The following is a 21110-nucleotide window of genomic DNA, read 5'->3' on the forward strand; positions in this document are numbered from 1 at the left end:
TCATATTTTTCGTGACAAATAATCTCAAAATACGTGCCTAACACACCCTACTGGCGTGGCAAGGCAAAATGTTCCAATAGATTTTATTGTGGGATGGGTGTCCTCACCCGTCCGGGCGGGCAGGATGCCGTTGGTGTCAACTTATCGTAAAACCCACCAGCCTATTGCCCATTGCCATTATTCTCATCTGGCGTCTGTTTTTCTAACTTCTGTTCTTTTGGCGTTTGACTCTCAGTCGGGGAATTTTGCTTTTCTAATGTTGGTACTACTACAGCAGAAGGATCTGGGGGTCTGAATTCTCGCGGCAGTGTTTCTGATGGTGCGACTACAGAATTTCCAGGAGTTACAGGTTTAAGAGGAGCAGAATTTTGATTAGAGGTTGGCGAGTTATTATCTGGTGATGTTGGCGTCGAAGTTTTGCGAGATGAACGAATTGCCCGTAGTTTTTCCACTAGCGTCGGTGTAGGGGCAACGCTGGGCGAAGGCGAAGATGTTGATTGTTCGGAATTATTGCGTTGTGATTCTCTTGTAGAAGTGCTGCTAGAAGATTCTTCCTGAGAAGAAGGACGATTGCGCCGACGCTGCCTGAAATTAGAGACGGGTACAGATTCGGTTTTTGAGGTGGTGTTAGTCTCTGGAGGTGCAGAGGAAGATGTATTGCCTTTAGGTACTTTGGCGGCTGGTTCTTGAGTAGGCTGTTGAAAAAGCGGTTTGGTGGTTGGCTGCGGCTGGGATTTAGGTAACATGTTAGTGATGGCAAATCCAGTGGTGGCGGCAACCACAGCTACACCTATACCAAGAAATATTTTAGATGACTGCTGTTTTTGAAGGTGGGAAGTTTTCTTGGGGTTGATGCTAGCCTTGCCGTCAGGCATCGCTTTTTTGCGATTTTTGCCAATGAGAGTTTCTGGCGGTTGAATAGATAAATTAATAGTTTGCACCGCAGAAGTAGGTAAAGCTTGGGGTGTAAAATTCACCCCACTCCCCGGTAGCAATTGCAGCCACTCGGCAACAGTCGCCGGACGAAAACGAGATTCTATAGCCATACCGCGCATTACTGCTTGGTTGACAGCAGCACTCAAATGTGGTTGCAGTTCGCGGGGGGATGGCATTTGCTCGCGATCGCGCAATAATGCTGGCATGGGAACTTGAGCCGTTAACAGTGCATACAATGTTGCTGCTAAACCGTAAACATCGGTGGCGGGTGTGCGCGGTGCTTGGGTTAGGTACTGCTCAATGGGAGAATAACCTTCAGAAACTAAACCCGTATGAGTCTGTCTGACTCCGCCATTAAATTCCCTGGCAATGCCAAAATCAATCAACACTACTTCTTGGGTTCCTTGGCGCAAGATGATATTATCTGGTTTAATATCTCGATGCAGCAAACCGTTATTGTGTACTACCTGCAAGGCTGCACCAATTTGCTGGATATAATGAATTGCTGTAGCTTCCGGCAAAGGTATTCCTGGTAATACAAATGCATCGCCCAAAGTTTCCCCAGGAATGTATTCCATCACCATGTAAGGCAGTCCAGCTTCCACAAAAAAATCGCTGACTCGGACTATATTTGGGTGGATACAAGTAGCTAATCGTCTGGCTTCGTCTTGGAATTGGCGCTCAAACTTGGCAAAATCAGGATGTTGCCGCAGCCGTTCGTTGATGGTTTTCATCACCACCTCCTGACCCAAGTAGTGATGCTTTGCTTTGTACGTAATGCCAAAGCCACCACGCCCTATTTCTTGGATTAGGGTATATTTTCCATCCTGTAAAATTGTGCCTGCTAACATAGAGAGTCCTGATTCTTGAGTGAGCAGATAACTAGCGAGTCTTGAATCTTAAGGGATTGCTCAAAAATTTTCCCATATTTTTGAGATTGTAAGGTTTTTACTTGGCTATCTATGGGATGATTTAGTTTTTGAAATTCCCTCAGTGGGAAAACCTCCCCAGCGATCGCAACAGTTTTACCTTTTTCAGATGATAGCGCGAGAGTCAACAAATCCTTAACTAGGGAACATACTCAAGCTGTTTTCTACCTGGGCGATCTTAGGGAAGAAACCATTTTAGCCTTGTCACGCTACTAGGGTGCGTTCATGAAATGTAACGCACCCTGATTTGAGTGCGATCGCCCTTCCTTCTTCATCGAAGAAGGAAGAGAAAGTGCGATAACATTTATTTGATCGGTCGTTGGAGCAGGAGCGATTGTGGCTACACCGCTCAACATAAACCAAGCCTTGCTGCAAGAAGCGCTGGCACTTGATGACCAGCAAACCATTGATGCTGTGGTTGAAACAGCGCTTCGTGAATATATTCAACGTCGCAAGCGGCTCAAAGTGTTAGACCTCTTCGGCACTATTGATTATGACGAAGATTACGACTACAAGCAGCAACGTCAGCAGGGATGAGTGTCATTGTTGATAGCTGTGTTTGGTCACTGGCTCTGCGTCGGAGAACGCCACCCGATTCTTCTGGTGTCGTCACATTATTGCGGGATTTAATCACTGATGACCAAGTTACCTTGCTAGGCGCAATTCGCCAAGAAATCCTATGTGGAATTCGCAGTTCGGAACAGTTTACCCGCTTGCGGGATTACCTTCGAGCCTTTAGAGACCTAGAACTCGTCCCTGAAGACTACGAACTCGCCGCAGAGTTTTTCAACACCTGCCGCAGCAATGGCATCCAAGGCTCAAATACTGATTTTCTGATTTGTGCAGTTGCCCATCATCGAAGCTACAGTATCCTGACAACCGACAACGATTTTCAGAGTTTTCAAGCACACATTCCTGTTATTTTATCGATCGTTGAAGGTTAGTGCGATCGCCGACTTGTACCATGCGTTAACGAAGTGAGATGCACCGCCTTATCATTAATTCGGTGGATTATGCTGTTGCTAACCCACCCTACATTTCAGGTTGATATTAACTAAAAGTTTTTCATATATTATTTAATATTCCTATATGATAATTGCTATTCATAGCAAATAACAATCTAAATAATAGCTAACAATGAATTCAGACACCATAACAAATGCTCAACTTCAAAACTGGGAGAGTTTTTGCAGTCATATTGGAGACTGGCATGGAAGTTGGACGGTCTATAACTTGGAGGGTGAATTAATTAGGTCTCATGAATGTGTCAGAAGCTTTCATTTAAGCAGTGATGGCAGTCAAATGAATCATCAGAATTATTCTACTTATGCTGATGGAACAAACAAATTAGAAACCTACGGCCCGCATAAAAAACCCCATCTTAGATCCCTTCACGTTAACGATAGTTTTTCATGGGGTTCTCAAGAACTAAAACCTGGCTCAGCGTTCTTTTTTGAAACTGGTTTTAAACATCAAGACAGGCGTAGAAGCGCAGTCGCAAGATACAACGAAAATGGTACTTTAGATATTCTGATAATTTCGGAACATTTGGGAAGTAAAGTTAACGAACCTCCTATACCTCCTGCAAATCAATTTAGTGGTTGGCGAGGAATAGAAATTAAAATGACACCTGATTGCATAGTATCATCTCCAGCTCCAAGCTCGTGGGTACAATTAGAAGATTTAAATGAAAATTATCTTAGCTTGCACTTGAAAGATGGTGTATCAATCAGTATTCCCCAGGATATAAAGAGTGAAACAAAGTTTTTTCTAGCCGTAGAATGGCTTGTAAATCCTAATTTATTGTTTCGAGGTATTCGTCATTTTGACGTATCTAGATTTACAAGCTTTACCTTAGAAAAATTCCAGCGCTGATACCAAGCATAGATTCAGTCGTAAATCCTTCGTGAAAAATGCCTCCACTACTAATTTAATAGCTCAAATACAATTACTAATTCTGAATTCTGACTCCTGAATTCTGAATTCTTCTTTCTTAAAACCGCTGTCCTATACCTAAATGTAATTGGCTTTCTCCCTGGTCGTTAAAGCCATAATCAGCGCGAATTAAGCCCAAGGGTGAATCGATTCGCACTCCAGCGCCATAACCAAAACCAATCCCCGGTTTGTCTCGCACACCTGCTGGATTTCCCAATACAGTATTACCGGAACCCAAGTCAGAACCGAAGTCAGCAAACAATACACCGCCGACAATTGGTAAAACTGGGAAGCGATATTCCGCAGAAGCTAAGACATAACTGCGACCACTCCCAACTTCTCCAGAGTCGTAACCGCGCACTGAGTTGGAACCGCCCAAGTTAAAGCTTTCGTAGGGCGGTAAATCACCAATGACGGTACCAGCTTGGAGATTAACTGCAAATACTTGTGGCTGTTTGCTGTTAAATAATTGAACTGGTAGATATTGGCTGTAATTGGCTTTGAGACGATTCAGGGAAATATTACCTTGACCGATGGGCACAGATTGTTCTGTACTCAGACTTAAAACGGAACCTTTAGTGGGATTAAGGGGGTTATCTCGTTGGTCTTTGGTGGCGGTGAAGGATACGGTGGTGAGGTCATCTACACCGGTACCGCTGAAAGATAAAGGATTGCCCTGAGCGTCTTTTGGGGTAACATTACCTTGGCGATCGCGGATACTAGTCCGGTTATAGTTGAGTCCTAATGAGGTATTCCAGCCGTCTATTGGTTGCTGTAAAGCGATCCCGCCACCAATGTGACCTTCTTGGACTTTATCGCCGTTAGCTAACCGAATTTCATCGTCAAAGGTTTCAGAAACTTCCCGATTGCGGAAGACATTCACAGTGTAACCCAAGCGATCGGGGTTAGTTATTCGGTAGGGACTGATAAATTTGGTATTAAACTGCAAGTCGCGGCTACTTACCCCAACATTCAACGCTAAAGTATCGTTAACACCGCCAACGTTCCGGTCTTGATAGCTGATTGTACCTATTAATCCTTGGTCGGCGTTGTAACTACCACCCAAGTTAACGCCACGCGCCCCAGTTTCTTTGAGTTGATAAACGACATCAACTTTTGTCGCGTCTCCTTCTAAAGCAACATTTACACTTTGAAATAAGCCGCTGGCATATAGCTGTTGTATGTCTTGTTTAACTACATTTTCTTGGAAAATTTGACCGGGTTTGAGCTTGAGTTGCTGTTGGAGAAAATCTGGTTTGGTGCGTCCTCCTACCGGATTACCTTTACTATCTACGGTTTTGCCGTCCTCACCAACAAAGCGAAACTTAATATCACCCACCAAGCCTTCAGCAACATTCACAGTCAAAATTCCTTGAGGGCTGGGTTTAATTGATAGCACCCGTGCCAAGTTATAACCATTGTCAGCGTACCACTTGTTAATTTGTGCCACTGCTTGTTGAAGTCCAGCCGGACTGATAGCGGTGCCAATTTGAGATTGCAAACGTTCTTGTGCTACTTGGTAAGTCAGGACTTTTGCACCAGATAATTGCAGCGATCGCACAATCACTGGTTGCACCTGATAAACTACATTCAATCCAGCAGATGTACTTTGGCTATTTACAGTGGCATTACTAAATAAACCTGTATCCAAAATTGCTGCGACATCTTTTTGTAACTGGCTTTGACTCGTTTCTCCACCAGCTTGAGTTTTAATCACTTTGCGAACGATTTCTTGCAATTCTTGATTAGCTCCCACTATCTGTACATTTGTCGCTGTGACTACTAAATCGTTAGTATTACCAGGCTTTTGGGGAGAGGGAGATAAGGGGATCGGAAGTGGCGTTACGGAGGGGTTAACCTTGTCTTTTTGGTTTTGTATGATTGTGGCTGCTGGTTTTAAGATAACTGGGGAATTTTTGTTTGCAGTTGTTGAAACTGGCAGGGGATTTTGGGAAAATTGTTGTGCAACTATACTTTCTGGAGAAGCAATTGTTTCTACCCGTGCGGGAGTTTCTTCAATTATCGGCACTACCAAGCCATCGGGTTTTGCAGTTGGTGTAACGGTTTTAGCTGATGCAGCCGTAGCTTGCTGAGTAACATTGCCAGCAGCCAAAGTCGCTAAAGTAAAAATTGCGGTGGTAAAAATTTTCATAATATTTAACTTAATTAACTAAGATTTATACAATTTTGAATTTGAGATTTCAGATTTTGATTAAAAGTCTTGGCTAAAAGACTATTTCAGAAATTTCAAACAATATATACTTAGGGAATTTAGCGTTAGCTAAAGGAAAGTAAAGAAGTCAGGATAATACTAACTTCCCACTACTTTGCTAAATTCCCTATCGATCCTCTTACCCATATAGACAGTTAATTTTGATTTTTTGTTTCACAGCAGCTTTGCTGTGTTGTCTAGGATATTACAGCAGATGCTACTTTGCGAGGTGCAGATAATTGTAAGGACACAATATATTGTGCTCCTACCTATGTACTTCATTTACCTGAAATACGCTGTATCAGCATTAGAGAAGATAATTGAAAAAGGTTGAGTGTTTTTGATTTAGAAATACTTTTTGGTCTAAATTCAAAATATGCTGAAAAAGGCGTTACCATGTAGTACGCCTTTCCCTCTTTTACAATGATTCTTATTGTTAAATGAACTCTATTTGTTGTTTTTTTAGATAATTTATTTGTTGGAAGTATTTAAAAAAAACACAAAAGTTTAAAACCCCAATAAACCTGGCTTTTCCCTCCTGCCTCCTGCCCCCTGCCTCCTACATATAAAATTCTATGAGTAATGCATCCCGCTTATCCCCTTCTAATTCCCAAGCTGCAAGTTCTCGCTTGCGGTTACTTGTATTAAGTAACGGACATGGGGAAGATATAATTGCAGTTCGGATTTTGCAAGAACTTCAGCAACAATTAAACCCACCAGAGATATTTGCTTTGCCTTTGGTGGGTGAAGGACGTGCTTACCAACAACTGAATATTCCTCTCATTGGTTCAGTACGAAATATGCCTTCTGGTGGATTTATTTATATGGATGGCCGCCAATTGGCGCGGGATGTACGCGGTGGTTTATTGCAACTTACCCTCAGCCAAATTAAAGCGATTCGCCGCTGGGTAAGTTCCCAAAAAAAATTAGGTAACAAGAGAGCAATTTTAGCTGTGGGAGATATTGTGCCGCTGTTGTTTGCAGCTTTGAGTGGTGCTAATTATGCTTTTGTTGCTACGGCAAAATCGGAATATCACGTGCGAGATGAAGTTGGATTGTTACCAAAAAAATCCAAAGGTATAAGTTGGGAAAACTTTTCTGGTTCAGTGTATCATCCTTGGGAACGTTGGTTGATGAGTCGTCGCCGTTGTAAGGCGGTGTTCCTCAGAGATGCGCTGACGACGGAAATATTAAAACAATGGCCGATTCCAGCTTTTAATTTGGGTAATCCGATGATGGATGGTCTAGAACCAACCTTCTCATCCGCACAATTTTATAGTCTAGCTAGCCACCAGCAGGAAACGGTTCGGCCTTTTGTGGTGACTCTTTTGCCTGGTTCCCGTCCCCCAGAAGCCTACAATAACTGGGAAACCATCGCCATCGCTGTGTCTGCATTGCTAACTAGTTTTCAACAGCGAAATTCCATTTTCCACACTTCCGGCACGGTAGTGTTTTTAGGTGCGATCGCTCCCGGTCTAGATTCCAATATCCTATCTCAAACCGTACAATCCCAAGGCTGGCGAACCGCATCAGAATCTCCTATCCAAATTTCAGACCCAAATGTCTTGACATTTAAGCAAAGAAATGCATATTTACTGTTAACACAACAAGCTTATAATGACTGTTTGCATTTAGGAGATATGGCGATCGCGATGGCAGGTACGGCTACAGAACAGTTTATCGGTTTAGGCAAACCTGCGATCGCTATTCCCGGTAAAGGCCCTCAATATAACCCTGGCTTCGCTCAAGCCCAAAGTCGGCTTTTAGGCTCATCTTTGATTTTAGTTGAGCAGCCAGCGGAAGTTGCAAAAACAGTACAGTCTTTATTCAAAGATCCCGATAATTTGCAAATAATTGCCGAAAATGGTCTGCGGCGCATGGGAAAAGCAGGTGCAGCACTACGCATTGCCCAATGTTTACAAGAAAGGTTGGGATGAAGGGTATGGGGCATTGGGAAGAGGCGGAGGGGCGGAGGGGCAGAGGGGAAATATTATTGTCACTTCTCCCCATCTCCCCTGCTCCCCTGCTCCCTGCTCCCTGCTCCTCTGCTCCCTGCTCCCCAGTCCCCTCATGCTACCAACCCAGAACGCAAAGCCCTAACGGCAGCTTGGGTACGGTCATCAGCGCAGAGTTTATTCAGAATATTCCGAACGTGGGTCTTGACAGTGCCAACTGTAATGTAGAGTTTTTCGGCAATTTGCCCGTTGCTACACCCAGCGACAATTAACTCCAAAATTTCTAATTCTCGTTGAGTCAAGGGGTATGTTTCCAGAACTTGCTCGTATTCTGTGGCTAGGGCTTCGATTTTTACAGTTTTTGGTTTGTCAGAGGTTTGGCTTTCTCCGGGAATTCCTTGGCGCATCTTCCGTAATACCACATTGGCGATCGCGGGATCGATCCAAGAGTTACCGCCATAAGTTGCTTGTATAGCCTCAGTTAATTTACTGATACTTGTTTCTTTCATGTAATAAGAATCTGCTCCTGCCGCAAAAGCCGCAAGTACAGCATCCTCTGTATGATCCATTGTGAGGATGAGTATCTTGGTTGGTGGCTGTCCCCCAGTTTCAGCTTGGTAGCGTCTGAATTTACGGGTAAGCTCAATGCCATCCATATCAGGCAAGCCAATATCTACAACAGCTACATCTGGCTTTGCTGTTTCCAAAAGTTTTAATCCCTGAGTAGCGTTTGCAGCTTCGCCAATCACTTTTAATGCACTGTGAGACTGTAATGCAGCCCGTAGTCCCATTCGCGTTAAATCGTGATCTTCAATTAAAATAATGCTAATTTCACTCATCGCTACACTCACTGTTACGCTGTTTGCATCTTTAAAAGTATTACCTTTTGTAATTACTTTTTCTGTTAAGAATTTTAGGAGTCAAAATAGTTCAAGAATCACAAAAACGCTTAATGAATCAATAACTATAACTATTAGATTCATTCTCCATTATGACTTTTGAACGGCAGCTGGTACGCTGCGGGAACGCTAAGAGCTAACAAGTCAATAAACCTTCTTGACGCACTGCTTCATCTTGAGCGCCTAATTCTTACCTATATTTTATTTTCCCAAACCAAAGATAGATGATCTTTTGACAACTCTGCATCCACCGATAGAAATAATAAATATCTTATTTTTTGATATTTAGATAGAGTACAAATCTAGCCGGAGATATATGGTGGGTTGCACAAAAAGGATGAAATATTGATACGAATACTAAATTGCTCACTTTTGTCCAAAAATCAGCTTTTAGTTTCTACGATACCTTAGTTATTTACTATTATCTTGTACAAAGCCACGAATGAGGGCTGGGGAGATAGGGAGATGGGATCGCAGGAGCAAATGTGCAAGGGGCAGGGGGGAAAATTCCAGACTCAGCACTTAGCACGCGCCAATAAACAATCAATAGCCTTCGATCGCAAAAGTGCTTTTTGCACTCTTGCGGTCAAAGGGAAAATGGACTCATGTTAAAGGTAAAATACCAAACCTTTCCCCCTTTCCCCTTCCCCTTTTCCCGACTTCTGCAAGAAGTCAAATAGCCAATACTCCCAATAATTCAAGGAGGTTAAGATTCCTTAAAATTTACAAATTAAGTACGCCTAGTACTTCTTTATTTACTTCCTCCGAGCAAATGGATGGGTAAAACTGCTCAAGCCTATGGTACAAAATAATGGCGTGCAACTCTCACTAATGACTGACGACGGTTGTTAACTCACTCATTTAGAATTGTTTTAAGCTCTATAAAGTATTTTATTTTACTTTATACCGACCTTGTTTGCTGTCTTCATTTCAAGATTTTTCAGTTTGTTAATTACTAATTGTTTTTGAGGTATTGGTCATCAGCTAGCAAATTAGTCGCAATACTTACTAACTAACCAGATTCAGGATACAACAAGCTGAATTAAGTCTCAGGAAACACCTGCAACTGTGATTAGTATAGTCCTAATGGAGGATAAAGGAATTAAGATAATGAATGTCAAGCGTACATTCATGAAAATTAATATTTTTAACCTAGTTGACTTTACAGGTGATGAACTAAAGACAGTTAGAATTTTGCCCAGCTATCGCAGCTAGCCCCTTGAAGATATGCCAAATAAAACTTGCTTTTGCTGATAGTAGCAGAAATTAGCATCCCTTATGAGGCAGTCTGTTGATTTAGTCAAGAGAGCAGATGGCAACTGCCATTCTCAACTCAGAATCGATCGCGAGTCTACGATGATTGGTATACTGATTTGGGAAATGTTATTTTGATTTTTAAATTTTCCTGATTTTTGAATTTTTAACATAGTTGGATATAGTACAAAAGGCCTTAGTTAATTAAGTTACAGATTTTAGATATCATAAAATCTTACATTCTCTAATAGGATAATCTGAAAAAAGAAATGTTAGACATCAACCTATGTTTTACGGCGAAAATAAAAACCGATGGAAGAGACGCTGAAAATTTTGGTTGTAGACGATGACGAAGTAGACCGGATGGCAGTACGTCGTGCCCTGACAAAAGCGGGCGTGCAAATGGATCTGTCTGAGGTAGGCGACGGTAATGATGCATTGTATTCCTTAGGCACCACTACCTATGATTGTGTTTTCCTTGACTATCGCTTACCAGACCAAGATGGATTAACTCTCATCCAAAACATACGCGCTTCGGATATCAAAGTTCCTTTAGTAGTCCTAACTGGCCAAGGAGACGAACAAATTGCTGTTGAATTAATGAAAGCTGGTGCTACAGACTATCTTTCTAAATCTAGAATATCCTCAGAAATTTTGGCACGCGTTTTGCGGAATGCCATTCGGGTTTATCGTGCTGAAATGCAGGCAGCTTTGGCAAACCAGCAGCTTAGAGAAAGCCACGAACAGCTGATTCGTAAGAACCAAGAATTGGAAAGGCAACAGCAACAAATTCAAATCCAAAACTTCAAGTTATTGGAAGCATCGCGGCTAAAATCACATTTTTTAGCTACCATGTCTCACGAACTGAGAACACCAATGAATGCAATTATTGGTTTTTCGCAAATACTTTTGCGTCCGAAGTTCGGCCAACTAACGCACCAACAAACAGATATGGTTGAGCGCATTTTGAATAATGGTAAGCATTTATTAATGCTGCTCAATGAAGTTCTAGATTTCTCTAAATTGGAGGCTGGACGATTAGATTTAAAACCAGAAATATTTGATATTTGCAAGGTAATAAACGCCGGTGTAGGGGAAATGCATTCTCTAGCTGAGGCTAAAAATCTCTCATTGCTAGTGCAAACAGATTTACAAAATCCTTTGGGTTTTAACGATCCATTTCGTGTCAAACAAATCTTAATTAACTTGCTTTCTAATGCCATTAAGTTCACAGAATCTGGTGAAATTTGGGTTGAGGTTAAGGAACTACCCGCCAATCGAGTGGCAATTATCGTCAAAGATACAGGTATTGGTATAGCACCTAGAGATTTCAAACTTATTTTTGAAGCATTTCGCCAAGTCGATCAAACTATCACTCGTAAATATCCAGGAACTGGTCTGGGTTTGGCAATTGTAGATTCACTTGTACACATGATGGGTGGCAAAATTATTCTGGAGAGCCAATTAGGAATCGGTTCAATGTTTAGAATTGAATTGCCACGTCAAGTAACATTACCAAGTGTAGCAGTCGATCCTCCGAGTTTACATTGGGAAAAGGACGGCGTTTTTTGCTCTGCTCAAAATCCCCATCAATCATCTGCTCCAACAAGAAAATCACCAATAGGTTCTCCTAAATTTAAACTATAAATTACTGCTAAAAAAATTGATAAAAGTTGATAAATCATGTCTGTAGTTGAAAATTATAAAATCGATCGCATTCTTGCAGTTGATGATACGCGAGATAATTTAATTTTGGTACAAACAATTTTAGAAAGTGAAGGTTATGAAGTTGATTTAGCTTCAGATGGGATAATGGCTTTGCGAAAAATCGAACAATCTCCACCGGATTTAATTTTGCTAGATGTGATGATGCCGGGGATAGATGGTTATGAAGTTACGCGTCGGATTCGTAATAACCGTGCAATTAGTTATATCCCAATTCTGTTGATTACTGCTTTTCACGAATCCAGCGTTGTTGAAGGTTTGGATGCTGGCGCTGACGATTTTATTCGCAAACCGTTTGATACCGACGAACTCTTGGCAAGAGTGCGATCGCTTTTACGTCTCAAGCACAGTCTCGACGAACAACAAAAAATGGCCCGCCAGCGAGAAGACTTTGTTTCTCGTCTGACTCACGATTTGCGGACTCCATTGGTAGCGGCCGATCGCATGTTGAATTTGTTCGAGATGGAAACATTCTGCAAAATTTCGCCGGAAATGAAACAAGCGATCGCAGTGATGATTCGCAGTAACCAAAATTTGATGCTGATGGTGAACACTCTGTTAGAAGTTTATCGCTTTGAAGCAGGTAAAAAAACTTTAAATTGGGAAGTATGCGATTTGTCTGAAATTGCTCAAGAAGTGGCGAGCGAAATCACACCTCTGACTAATGATAAAGGTTTGATATTGAAAGTAGATACCAGTGGATTAGACCTCAAGGATAAAAATGCTGGTACAGTTATGGGCGATCGCCTCGAACTCAGACGAGTACTATACAACTTAATTGCAAATGCCATTAAATTTACAGACACAGGAGGCATAACAGTCCGCATTTTTGAAAAATCACCAAATTCTAAACATCAAGATTGGGTAACAATTGAGGTAGAAGATACAGGATATGGAATTTCGCCTGAAGACCAAGCGACAATTTTCGAGCGATTTCGTCAAGGCAGAAACAAACGTTCGGGTAGCGGTTTAGGACTACATCTATCCCACCGAATTGTAGAAGCGCACGCAGGAAATATTCAAGTAGCCTCTGAAGTAGGTAAAGGCAGTTTATTCACAGTCAAACTACCCAAAAATCTTGAATCTAGCAGTTGAAGCACAATTTAGGACAAATAGAGCGATCGTAAAACCCACACACCAAAAGACTTTCTATTTTGTTGCGTATTACCTATTGTTTGTTCGGCGCTACATTACAAATCTTGGCAAACCTCAAAAACTGAGTGAGGACTAAATTTTCCCTCAAGCGATCGACGAATTACAGCTTCTAAATCTTCAAGCATGTAGGGTTTGCTAATGTAATCATCAAAGCCAGCTTTCAAAATACGCTCTCGATCCTCCTTACCGGCTAAAGCTGTGACTGCAACCACTGGAATTTGGTAAGTTAGAGGTTCTTGCTTCAAATAACACGCAACATCGATACCGCTTATACCTGGTAACAAAATATCCAACAATATCAAGTCTGGTTGATATTCTTTAGCCACCAACACCGTTGCAGAACAATCTGTTTGACAAATGAATCTACAACCTATTGACTCTAGAGCATAGCTAATCAACAGAAGACTATCATTATTGTCTTCAACTACCAAAATCAAAGGCTGGTGAGAGTTTTGCTTTTTTTCATCACTCGTGAATGAATTTGCCAAATACATCTCTTCTCCAGAAGATTTTATTAGAATTCATTGTCTTTCTTGAGATATACAGACGAGGTTTCCTCAAAAGGATAAAATAATGGTTAATGAGGTAATTGTTTTGTTTTACTTCGGCTTAGCTGATAATTCTTGCCAACGCAAAAAAAGGCTGAGGTCAAAGAACCTCAAGCTTATAGGATTAGCAGATACTTTTCAATCATACGCAAAATTACAAAATATTTTCTTAATTGGTTCATAATAAATTTATATAGTAAAGCTCTAGAAACTTCAAATCATTATTTGCAATACATTGCTAAAAATATGCGTTTATAAAATTAAAAGATACATACAGTTAAGCAGTAACACCATTAGGTGTCAAATTACTTACTAAAGCTTAAGTAATAAATAGATTTTAACCCTTATCATTTATTCTATTCAGTTTCATGAATTTGGTTTAACTTTCTGACAAATGTAATAGAATATATTAGTCCAGAAGCAGTATTTTAACAGAGTTTCAAATTAGTAAAAAATAAGCTAAGTATAAAAGCGTGTTGGCAACCACAAGCATTTAAATATTGCTGGTTTACACTGCTCATTAGTCTACCATAAACTTGAAATAGAAATTTGTTTTTATAATGATTGCACTTATTTAACATGTTGTATGACGGTGCGTTAGAGACTTCCAAAAAATAAAATATACAGTAATAGCGTGTTAGGCCAAAGCCGTAACGCACCCAAATACCTGGCGATGCCGTACTCTCTGTGTTAATACACCGTACAAATTGGCTATTTTTTAATTGTAAGTCCCTGGGTTAAATGCAAATACAGCGTAGCAGATTTAATGATTATTCAACACATCCTAGAGGGAGATGATTATAATTAAGACCAAGTTTAAATTAATTTTGGTGTGTCGAATAACTGCTTTCTATGGAGGTTTAGCAATCAGCTAAGCCTTTTTTATTATTACTATAGGTATTTTAAAATAAATTTATAAAATATTTGTCTACTCTCTTTAGACAGATGTATTCGTCAGTTAAAATGACTAAATTCTCCTGATAGACTCTACTCTTACCTAAGGCTTGGTTAACAATCGAGCCTTTCTTTATTAATTACATTTGCTAAGTAGGCGGACACAATTATTTAGAAGACGCATTTCGACTTCTCCCAAGGGGAGACGCTACGCCAAGCAAGATCCCGTTCGCCCTTGGCGTTCCCGTTCGCGCAGCGTCTCCGTTAGGAGAAGGGTAGGGTACGCTCAATACTCGATCCTTGAGAAGACAAGGGTTGAGTTTCGACTACGCTCAACTTCCGCGGAGTCGAAACCCGGCAACCTCTTTTTTAGTTTAATTTAGTGTTTATACTCATAAACATCCGCTTTGATTTGCACAATTGACTCCTAATACCTTGCTAACGAACTAGTTTTATATGAACAATTCACAGATTCCAAAGGAATAATTGAGGAAACAGCTAACTAGCAAAACTTTATTATTTACGATACTCGTTTACTAAAAATCTATATAGTTCATATAGTAATTCTATTTGATTTGCTCTCCATCAGTGGGCTTCAGATCTCCGACTTCTTCAATAATTCGGGGATCTTTTTGTTCGTAACTCATTTATAACTGCTATATTAATCAATAATTTATTCAAGCTTGAATAAATTATTGATTAATTATACACGGTACTTATTTTTATATAAAAATATTTTTCAGTATATAAGATTTATATTTAATTTTTGAAAATTCATAAGGTCTATAAAAAATCATTTTTTATGTCTTGAAAATTTTCATTTCTCAACAGGTATTATAAACTTTGTAAACACACTATAGACAGATGAACTGAAATGAAAGTAATTTTAAATTAGCTAAGTATGGTAAACACTTGGTATATAGGAGGCGTGGCTTTTAGCCATGCCTTTTTCGTGACTAATTCTAAAAAAGTTTCTAACTAGCTAGTAAGATGCTTACTCAATCACCTTTAACGATAATTTAATTGCAATCAGAGATGGATACCAAGTTGCAATCTGTTTGATATCCTACTAAAGTAATAAAATAATTTCTCAAACCCCGCTTTTTAGTGTTATAAAATACTAGATAGCATAATTTAGAATTAAAATAGGCTTTGTGCCTAACTCTGAGACATAGATAACGTACTTCATGTTTCTTGAAATCTGCTGTATATAGATAGGTCATGCAACAAAAAAGCATATATATCATATATAGAGCAGTCTTAGTATCATTCTATAGATAGTAGAAATAACTATTTTCTAGAGTTAATATTCAGCCTGTTAATGCCTGAAAAACGTGTATGTACCCTGGAATAATACCCAGGGTTTTTTTTCAAATCTTAATATTAGCTCAAGACAGACTTTCAAATCTATCTGTTAGAAATCATGTTTGTCTTTAGCATTAGCACGGGTATGTATCGATTAATTTGCTTTAATTCTTGAACTTATTATGTGGTGCGGAAAGTACAGCACAAGCACGAGAAGCTAACAAGAAAATGAGCAACTATTCTCAAGTGGCATTGGTGAGTAGAGGGTGGAAATCAGACTTTTTAAGTTGAAGACGAGCCATTTAAAACTTAGCACTTAACCGCATAAACATTTAGTATAAAATACTTTATAGCTTAATGAAACATTTTCATCCTTAAGGTGTACGTAACTGTATATTTTTATATATACTGAAAAAAATAAGTTAATATTTTTACAAAAAAATAAATATCAAATTTCACAAGATTTCGACACATTCTCTAGGATGATGATCTGTAGAAAGAGTAGAACTAAATTAATTTAGTACGTTGTTAAGCACAGCAATTATTGAGGTTTGGTTTAAAGCCAAACCTTTTTTATGAAACACCCAGAAAATTGTATATCAGATTTCCAAATATTTGGACACAGCCTATAGGAAGATGAACTAAAGTAAGAGTGAGTCTAAATTAATCTTGGTGTAGTAAATGCTTGGTATATATAGAGGCTTGGTTTAGCCAAGCCTTTTATTATGGATTATTAAGTAATTGCTTAGCAGTTTTTAGAATATTTGGGCACAACCTATAGGAAGATGAACTATCTATAAACTCAGTCTAAATCAATTTGAATGTCTCTTTAAGCACCAAATATGTAAAGGCTTAGCTCAGTGCTAAGCCTTTTTACTGAGTTTTTGCGGTAATTGCGAGGTTGATTGCAAAATTATCATGGTTATGATGAAATTATTGCATGACTACTTATGTAGTATATCCAAGTAGATGCCATTCTAGGGTTAGGGAATAAAGATGGATACCCCTGGTGTTGACTTGACCAGGGGCTTTTTGATTATGTGTAAAATGTGGCGATGGGCTACGCCGAGATCGAGGCGATCGCATCGTTATCCATGCAGCAATTGTCCAGTAGTATGTTTTCACCAGACGCAAAGCGCAAAAAAACAGCGTCATCTTTTGAAATCCAGACTTAAAACTGTGGGTTTCCCTGTCCCCTTTGAACTTCTATTTATAGTGCGCGTAACAACGAAACTATACTTAGTAAAACTAATTATTAGCTTTATATAAATTTAAATAGCCGTATATTTTATTGTCGAAGGGCTTGAATTTTACCTATGCCCATGTAATACTCCTAAAATAAACACCTTAAAATCGGTAGATAAACAGTATTTTATAATGGGGAAAGTACTGTAAACCTAAACTATTCATATCTCCGCAATGATGATGCACAGATGCCTTCTGTGAATCGCATCTGTTGTTTGGTATTTGATACAAACAAATCTTGCAAATAAAGGGGTAAAGCTAGTAAGCGCCAATTTTTCCTTGTCTCCCCGTTCCCTGCTCCCTTTTTCAACTTAGGTTTAATCGCAAAATTACAAATGGTATGACTTATGAGCTTAAATAGCCAAGTTCTAAACAGACCGATTGTTGAGGATTTGCCATCTGTAGAGGCTAACCTCAGTTACCTGTTACCAACTACAGACAAGCTTTTTAGCTACACTTATGAACCACCATCAGGTGTTCTCCGTTCCAATGGCAGCTATCAGTCATACAAAGTACCAATTTACAATGCTCGTTCGATCGCACAGAATATCTCGCTAGATCGGGAAGGCTTCGCATTTACCGAGCATCATACCAACGTCGGTAACTTTTACGATGAAGAAGAGATACGCCAAGTTTATTACCCAGAAGCCAAACAGTTATTAAAAGAAGCGACTGGTGCAACTGAGGTCGCGATCTTCGATTACACCTTGCGTAATGCCACACTGATGAAGCAGGACATTAACAGTGGTATTAAAGAACCTGTGAAGCGCGTACATAATGACTTTACCACTTCCAGCGGACATATACGCGCACGCCGAGAGTTAGCTGCACAGGGTATAGATAACATTGATAGCCTATTACAACGAAGGTTTGCGATTATCAATGTTTGGCGAGGAATTGGCGACACAATTCAAGAATCGCCATTAACACTATGTGATGCCCAAACTGTTGCATCAACAGACTTGGTAGTTAACAATCTTATATACCGCGATCGCATTGGTGAAACCTACGCTGTCACTTATAATCCAAAGCATAAGTGGTACTACTTCCCGCAAATGCAAAGGAACGAAACAATATTAATCAAGTGTTTCGACTCCGCAGAGGACGCAAGCGCCCGCTTTGCACTCCATACAGGATTTGACGACCCCACCAGCCCACCGAATGCACCTCCGCGCGAGAGTATAGAGTTGCGGACATTCGTGTTTTTTCCTGAATAATTCAATACCAGAAAATGCAAAATTTTGAGTCCTAAATATTGACAATCTCCCGCTATAACGCTGCACATTTTAGCGGGAGATTTTTTGGTTACATCTTGAGCAGCTTTATAACCTGTGTAGCCACCATCTGATACCAATTCAAAATTTAAAACTTGTACTGAGCGTAGTCGAAGTATTCAAAATTCAAAATTAAGAAATCCATATTTTAAAAGGGTTCTCGATGCTTAACTTGACACCAATAGAAAGCTGTGCGCCCCTACGATGGAATATTTTTTTTGTTGGAAGTTCCTAATACAGCGATGCTAGAAAGATTACAGATGTATGGAAGTAAACAAGCCGAACTTAAGCCTATGCAAAAGTAAGGAAACTGACCTTGATTATATTCTGGGTGCTGAAACTAATGATGAAAATCGCCAGTATATAATTTCTTGGTCGCGCGAGCAACATTTCCAAGCTATGCTAAACCCTGATATTGCTCACCTAATTGTGAAAAAAGAAACAAGAGTAGGTTACGTTATCCTTGCAGGGTTACTTGATTCCAATCAAACCATTGAATTTCGTCGAATTATGATTACTGAAAAAGGAAAAGGTTATGGTAAAGCAACAATTGAAATAGTTAAAAAATTAGCCTTCGAGACTTATAATGCCCATAGATTATGGCTGGATGTCAAAGTACAAAATGAAATTGCCCAGGCTGTCTATAAAAAATCAGGTTTTGTAGTAGAAGGAACGCTGCGTGAATGTTTAAAAGTCGATGGCAAGTATGATTCCTTAATTATTCTGTCTATGTTGCAGCAAGAATATCAGAACGAGTGTCTAAATTATAGTAAATATAATGAAATTAGTAATGTTTGATATTGATGGCACTCTTACTGAGTCCAATAACCTGGATAATGAATCATATTTACAAGCATTGTATGAAGTATTTGGTTTTTCAGAAATCTCAAGTGACTGGACATCATACACTCATGTAACAGATGCTTGTATTTTAAAAGAAATCTTTCAAAGTAAACTCGATCGCATTCCTTCATCTAGAGAAATTGAGGCATTTCAACAGCGTTTTTTAGAATTACTCGTTGATGGTGCAAAAGCACATGGTGGAGTAAAAGCGATACCAGGTTCATCTAATATATTGAAAAAGCTACTTGCATCTGGTGACTATCAAGTAGCCTATGCTGGAGGAGCTTGGGCAGCATCAGCGATATTCAAGTTAAAATCTGCCGATCTTCCCATTGATAATATTCCTTGCGCTTTTTCAGATGATAACGAGTCGCGGGAGGGAATAATGGCGATCGCTCACTCTAGAGCCGAAACGTATTACAATCAGCTTTTCTCGGAAGTTATTTACATTGGGGATGGTGTTTGGGATATTCGCTCGGCTAATAAATCAGGATATTCATTCATCGGTATTGCTTCAGATAATCAAGCTCAAGCATTATTCAATGAGGGAGCGACAGATGTTTTTCCAAACTACGATGACTGCGAGAGTTTTTTAGTAGCCTTAAAAAAGGTTACAGGCATAACGAAAGGAGAGACATTTTCATAAGCTTTCGCTGCTTGCAATACTAGTAAATCTCTGTATTTAGCAGCGACAATTTGTATACCTACAGGTAGACCGTTTTTGGTGAAGCCACAAGGCACAGAAGCGGCAGGTTGTTGTGTCAAATTAAAAACATAAGAAAAAGGCGACCAATCTCGTTGGGGATTGTCAATATATGACTGGGGTCTGTTTTGTCCGACGGGAAAAGCAACTACGGGTAAGGTGGGAGTAATTAGCAAATCGTAGTTTTCATGAAAGCGTTGCAGATGTCTTCCTAAAGCTTCACGAGCATCTTGGGCGCTGAGATATTCTGGTAGAGTAAGGCGATCGCCTTCTCTAGCACTAGCCTGTAATCCTTCTTCAATTACAGCTCGTTGTTCTGGACTAAAGCCGCGCAGTAGCTTGGCTGCACCGACTTGCCAGAAGGTTTGGAAAGTACTCCGGGGATTAGCAAAACCAGGATCGACTTGCTCGACAACAGCACCCAGTTTGGCAAAAACATCGACTGCGGCTTTGACTAAGGCCGCTACTTCAGAATCGACATCGGCATATCTAAAGTTCGGACTGTAAGCAATCCGCAATCCAGCCACACCCCGATTTAAATTCAAAGTATAGTTTTGTTGCTCATCTGGTAAAGCATACCAATCACGGACATCGGGATGGGCAATAACATTTAACGTCACTGCTGCATCGGAAACAGTACGAACGAGAACGCCAATATGAAACAAAGTTCCAGTATGGGCTGATGGATAACCAGCCACACGCCCAAAAGTGGGTTTGAAACCAAACACCCCCGTTAACGCTGCCGGTGTTCTAGACGAGCCGCCGCCATCTGTACCGAGATGAAGTGTACCCATTCCTAATGCAGCAGCCACAGCCGCCCCGCCGCTACTACCTCCGGGAGTTAGTTCTGTATTCCAAGGATTGCGGGTAATACCAGTCAGGGGGCTATCGGTGACACCCTTCCAGCCAAATTCTGAAGTTGTGGTTTTTCCGAGCAGTACTGCTCCCCGTTCGCGCAAACGAGCCACCGCAGGCGCATCTTCTTCCCAAGGTTGATTGGCAATAATCGCTTTACTTCCGCGGCGTGTCGGTAAACCCTTGGTTAACAATAAATCTTTGGCAGTAAAGGGTATTCCATCCACCAAGCCAAGGGGATTACCATTGAGCCAGCGTACTTCAGAAGCCTGGGCTTCCACAAGAGCCGTCTTTTCATCGACGATCGCAAAAGCATTAACTGAGCTATTGTAAGTATCGATCCGTTCTATGGCGGCTTTGGTTGCTTCGACTGGTGACAACTGGCGATCGCGGTATAGTGATATGAGTTGAGATGCAGACAAATCAGCAATTTCTGACATATT

General features: G+C 40.3%; 14 protein-coding genes. 9 read left to right on the forward strand and 5 right to left on the reverse strand.

The window, feature by feature from the left end:
* Positions 1 to 161 precede the first annotated feature (161 nt).
* Complete coding sequence (locus tag NSTC745_RS09870; protein WP_445636992.1) at positions 162 to 1787, reverse strand: protein kinase domain-containing protein; 1626 nt, start codon at positions 1785 to 1787, stop codon at positions 162 to 164.
* A gap of 414 nt (positions 1788 to 2201) precedes the next feature.
* Here NSTC745_RS09870 and NSTC745_RS09875 point away from each other — a divergent pair, with 414 nt between their 5' ends.
* From NSTC745_RS09875 to NSTC745_RS09885, 3 genes are all read left to right on the forward strand, one after another.
* A complete protein-coding gene (locus tag NSTC745_RS09875) occupies positions 2202 to 2402 on the forward strand; it encodes a type II toxin-antitoxin system VapB family antitoxin (RefSeq protein ID WP_445636993.1) in 201 nt (66 codons plus the stop codon).
* Complete coding sequence (gene vapC, locus NSTC745_RS09880; protein WP_445636994.1) at positions 2399 to 2809, forward strand: type II toxin-antitoxin system VapC family toxin; 411 nt, start codon at positions 2399 to 2401, stop codon at positions 2807 to 2809. Before NSTC745_RS09875 ends, vapC begins: the two co-directional genes overlap by 4 nt.
* A gap of 193 nt (positions 2810 to 3002) precedes the next feature.
* Complete coding sequence (locus tag NSTC745_RS09885) at positions 3003 to 3740, forward strand: DUF3598 family protein (protein WP_445636995.1); 738 nt, start codon at positions 3003 to 3005, stop codon at positions 3738 to 3740.
* Positions 3741 to 3858: 118 nt separating this feature from the next.
* Here the strand turns inward: NSTC745_RS09885 and NSTC745_RS09890 are convergent, their stop codons facing one another.
* The gene (locus tag NSTC745_RS09890) at positions 3859 to 5952 is read right to left on the reverse strand and encodes a BamA/TamA family outer membrane protein (protein ID WP_445636996.1); all 2094 of its coding nucleotides are present in this window, start codon (positions 5950 to 5952) and stop codon (positions 3859 to 3861) included.
* Between the two features lie 635 nt (positions 5953 to 6587).
* Between NSTC745_RS09890 and NSTC745_RS09895 the strand changes: the two genes are divergently transcribed.
* Positions 6588 to 7949: a lipid-A-disaccharide synthase-related protein gene (locus NSTC745_RS09895; RefSeq protein WP_445636997.1), complete on the forward strand. Its 1362-nt coding sequence runs from the start codon at positions 6588 to 6590 to the stop codon at positions 7947 to 7949.
* A gap of 131 nt (positions 7950 to 8080) precedes the next feature.
* Here NSTC745_RS09895 and NSTC745_RS09900 read toward each other — a convergent pair whose 3' ends face one another.
* Positions 8081 to 8806 (reverse strand): response regulator transcription factor, encoded by a 726-nt coding sequence (locus NSTC745_RS09900; protein WP_445636998.1) that lies wholly within the window; start codon positions 8804 to 8806, stop codon positions 8081 to 8083.
* A 1626-nt stretch (positions 8807 to 10432) separates the two neighbouring features.
* Here NSTC745_RS09900 and NSTC745_RS09905 point away from each other — a divergent pair.
* Together NSTC745_RS09905 and NSTC745_RS09910 are read left to right on the forward strand one after the other, a co-directional pair.
* Positions 10433 to 11767, forward strand: a complete 1335-nt coding sequence (locus NSTC745_RS09905) for an ATP-binding response regulator (RefSeq protein WP_445636999.1) — start codon at positions 10433 to 10435, stop codon at positions 11765 to 11767.
* A gap of 36 nt (positions 11768 to 11803) precedes the next feature.
* Positions 11804 to 12940, forward strand: coding sequence for a hybrid sensor histidine kinase/response regulator (locus tag NSTC745_RS09910; RefSeq protein ID WP_445637000.1), 1137 nt, complete (start codon positions 11804 to 11806; stop codon positions 12938 to 12940).
* A 95-nt stretch (positions 12941 to 13035) separates the two neighbouring features.
* On the opposite strand, the gene NSTC745_RS09915 is transcribed toward NSTC745_RS09910, so the two are convergent.
* Complete coding sequence (locus NSTC745_RS09915; RefSeq protein ID WP_445637001.1) at positions 13036 to 13494, reverse strand: response regulator; 459 nt, start codon at positions 13492 to 13494, stop codon at positions 13036 to 13038.
* Positions 13495 to 17339: 3845 nt separating this feature from the next.
* Between NSTC745_RS09915 and NSTC745_RS09920 the strand changes: the two genes are divergently transcribed.
* The 3 genes from NSTC745_RS09920 (at position 17340) to NSTC745_RS09930 (ending at position 19755) form a co-directional block, all read left to right on the forward strand.
* Positions 17340 to 18209, forward strand: coding sequence for a CmcJ/NvfI family oxidoreductase (locus NSTC745_RS09920; protein WP_445637002.1), 870 nt, complete (start codon positions 17340 to 17342; stop codon positions 18207 to 18209).
* Positions 18210 to 18530: 321 nt separating this feature from the next.
* Positions 18531 to 19064, forward strand: coding sequence for a GNAT family N-acetyltransferase (locus NSTC745_RS09925; RefSeq protein ID WP_445637003.1), 534 nt, complete (start codon positions 18531 to 18533; stop codon positions 19062 to 19064).
* Entirely contained in the window at positions 19045 to 19755 is a 711-nt protein-coding gene (locus tag NSTC745_RS09930; RefSeq protein WP_445637004.1) for an HAD family hydrolase, read from the forward strand. The genes NSTC745_RS09925 and NSTC745_RS09930 overlap by 20 nt, the downstream gene beginning before the upstream one ends.
* On the opposite strand, the gene NSTC745_RS09935 is transcribed toward NSTC745_RS09930, so the two are convergent.
* Positions 19680 to 21107: an amidase gene (locus tag NSTC745_RS09935; RefSeq protein ID WP_445637005.1), complete on the reverse strand. Its 1428-nt coding sequence runs from the start codon at positions 21105 to 21107 to the stop codon at positions 19680 to 19682. The genes NSTC745_RS09930 and NSTC745_RS09935 overlap by 76 nt on opposite strands.
* Positions 21108 to 21110 lie beyond the last annotated feature (3 nt).

It is taken from the genome of Nostoc sp. DSM 114161 (assembly GCF_052692665.1).

What these genes read in the sequence shown, in the direction of transcription:
- NSTC745_RS09920 (WP_445637002.1), top strand. Translation starts at nt 17,340, where the DNA reads ATGAGCTTAAATAGCCAAGTTCTAAACAGACCGATTGTTGAGGATTTG.
- NSTC745_RS09890 (WP_445636996.1), bottom strand. Translation starts at nt 5,952, where the DNA reads ATGAAAATTTTTACCACCGCAATTTTTACTTTAGCGACTTTGGCTGCT.
- NSTC745_RS09905 (WP_445636999.1), top strand. Translation starts at nt 10,433, where the DNA reads ATGGAAGAGACGCTGAAAATTTTGGTTGTAGACGATGACGAAGTAGAC.
- NSTC745_RS09885 (WP_445636995.1), top strand. Translation starts at nt 3,003, where the DNA reads ATGAATTCAGACACCATAACAAATGCTCAACTTCAAAACTGGGAGAGT.
- NSTC745_RS09925 (WP_445637003.1), top strand. Translation starts at nt 18,531, where the DNA reads ATGGAAGTAAACAAGCCGAACTTAAGCCTATGCAAAAGTAAGGAAACT.
- NSTC745_RS09870 (WP_445636992.1), bottom strand. Translation starts at nt 1,787, where the DNA reads ATGTTAGCAGGCACAATTTTACAGGATGGAAAATATACCCTAATCCAA.
- NSTC745_RS09935 (WP_445637005.1), bottom strand. Translation starts at nt 21,107, where the DNA reads ATGTCAGAAATTGCTGATTTGTCTGCATCTCAACTCATATCACTATAC.
- NSTC745_RS09895 (WP_445636997.1), top strand. Translation starts at nt 6,588, where the DNA reads ATGAGTAATGCATCCCGCTTATCCCCTTCTAATTCCCAAGCTGCAAGT.
- NSTC745_RS09910 (WP_445637000.1), top strand. Translation starts at nt 11,804, where the DNA reads ATGTCTGTAGTTGAAAATTATAAAATCGATCGCATTCTTGCAGTTGAT.
- NSTC745_RS09915 (WP_445637001.1), bottom strand. Translation starts at nt 13,494, where the DNA reads ATGTATTTGGCAAATTCATTCACGAGTGATGAAAAAAAGCAAAACTCT.
- vapC (WP_445636994.1), top strand. Translation starts at nt 2,399, where the DNA reads ATGAGTGTCATTGTTGATAGCTGTGTTTGGTCACTGGCTCTGCGTCGG.
- NSTC745_RS09900 (WP_445636998.1), bottom strand. Translation starts at nt 8,806, where the DNA reads ATGAGTGAAATTAGCATTATTTTAATTGAAGATCACGATTTAACGCGA.
- NSTC745_RS09930 (WP_445637004.1), top strand. Translation starts at nt 19,045, where the DNA reads ATGAAATTAGTAATGTTTGATATTGATGGCACTCTTACTGAGTCCAAT.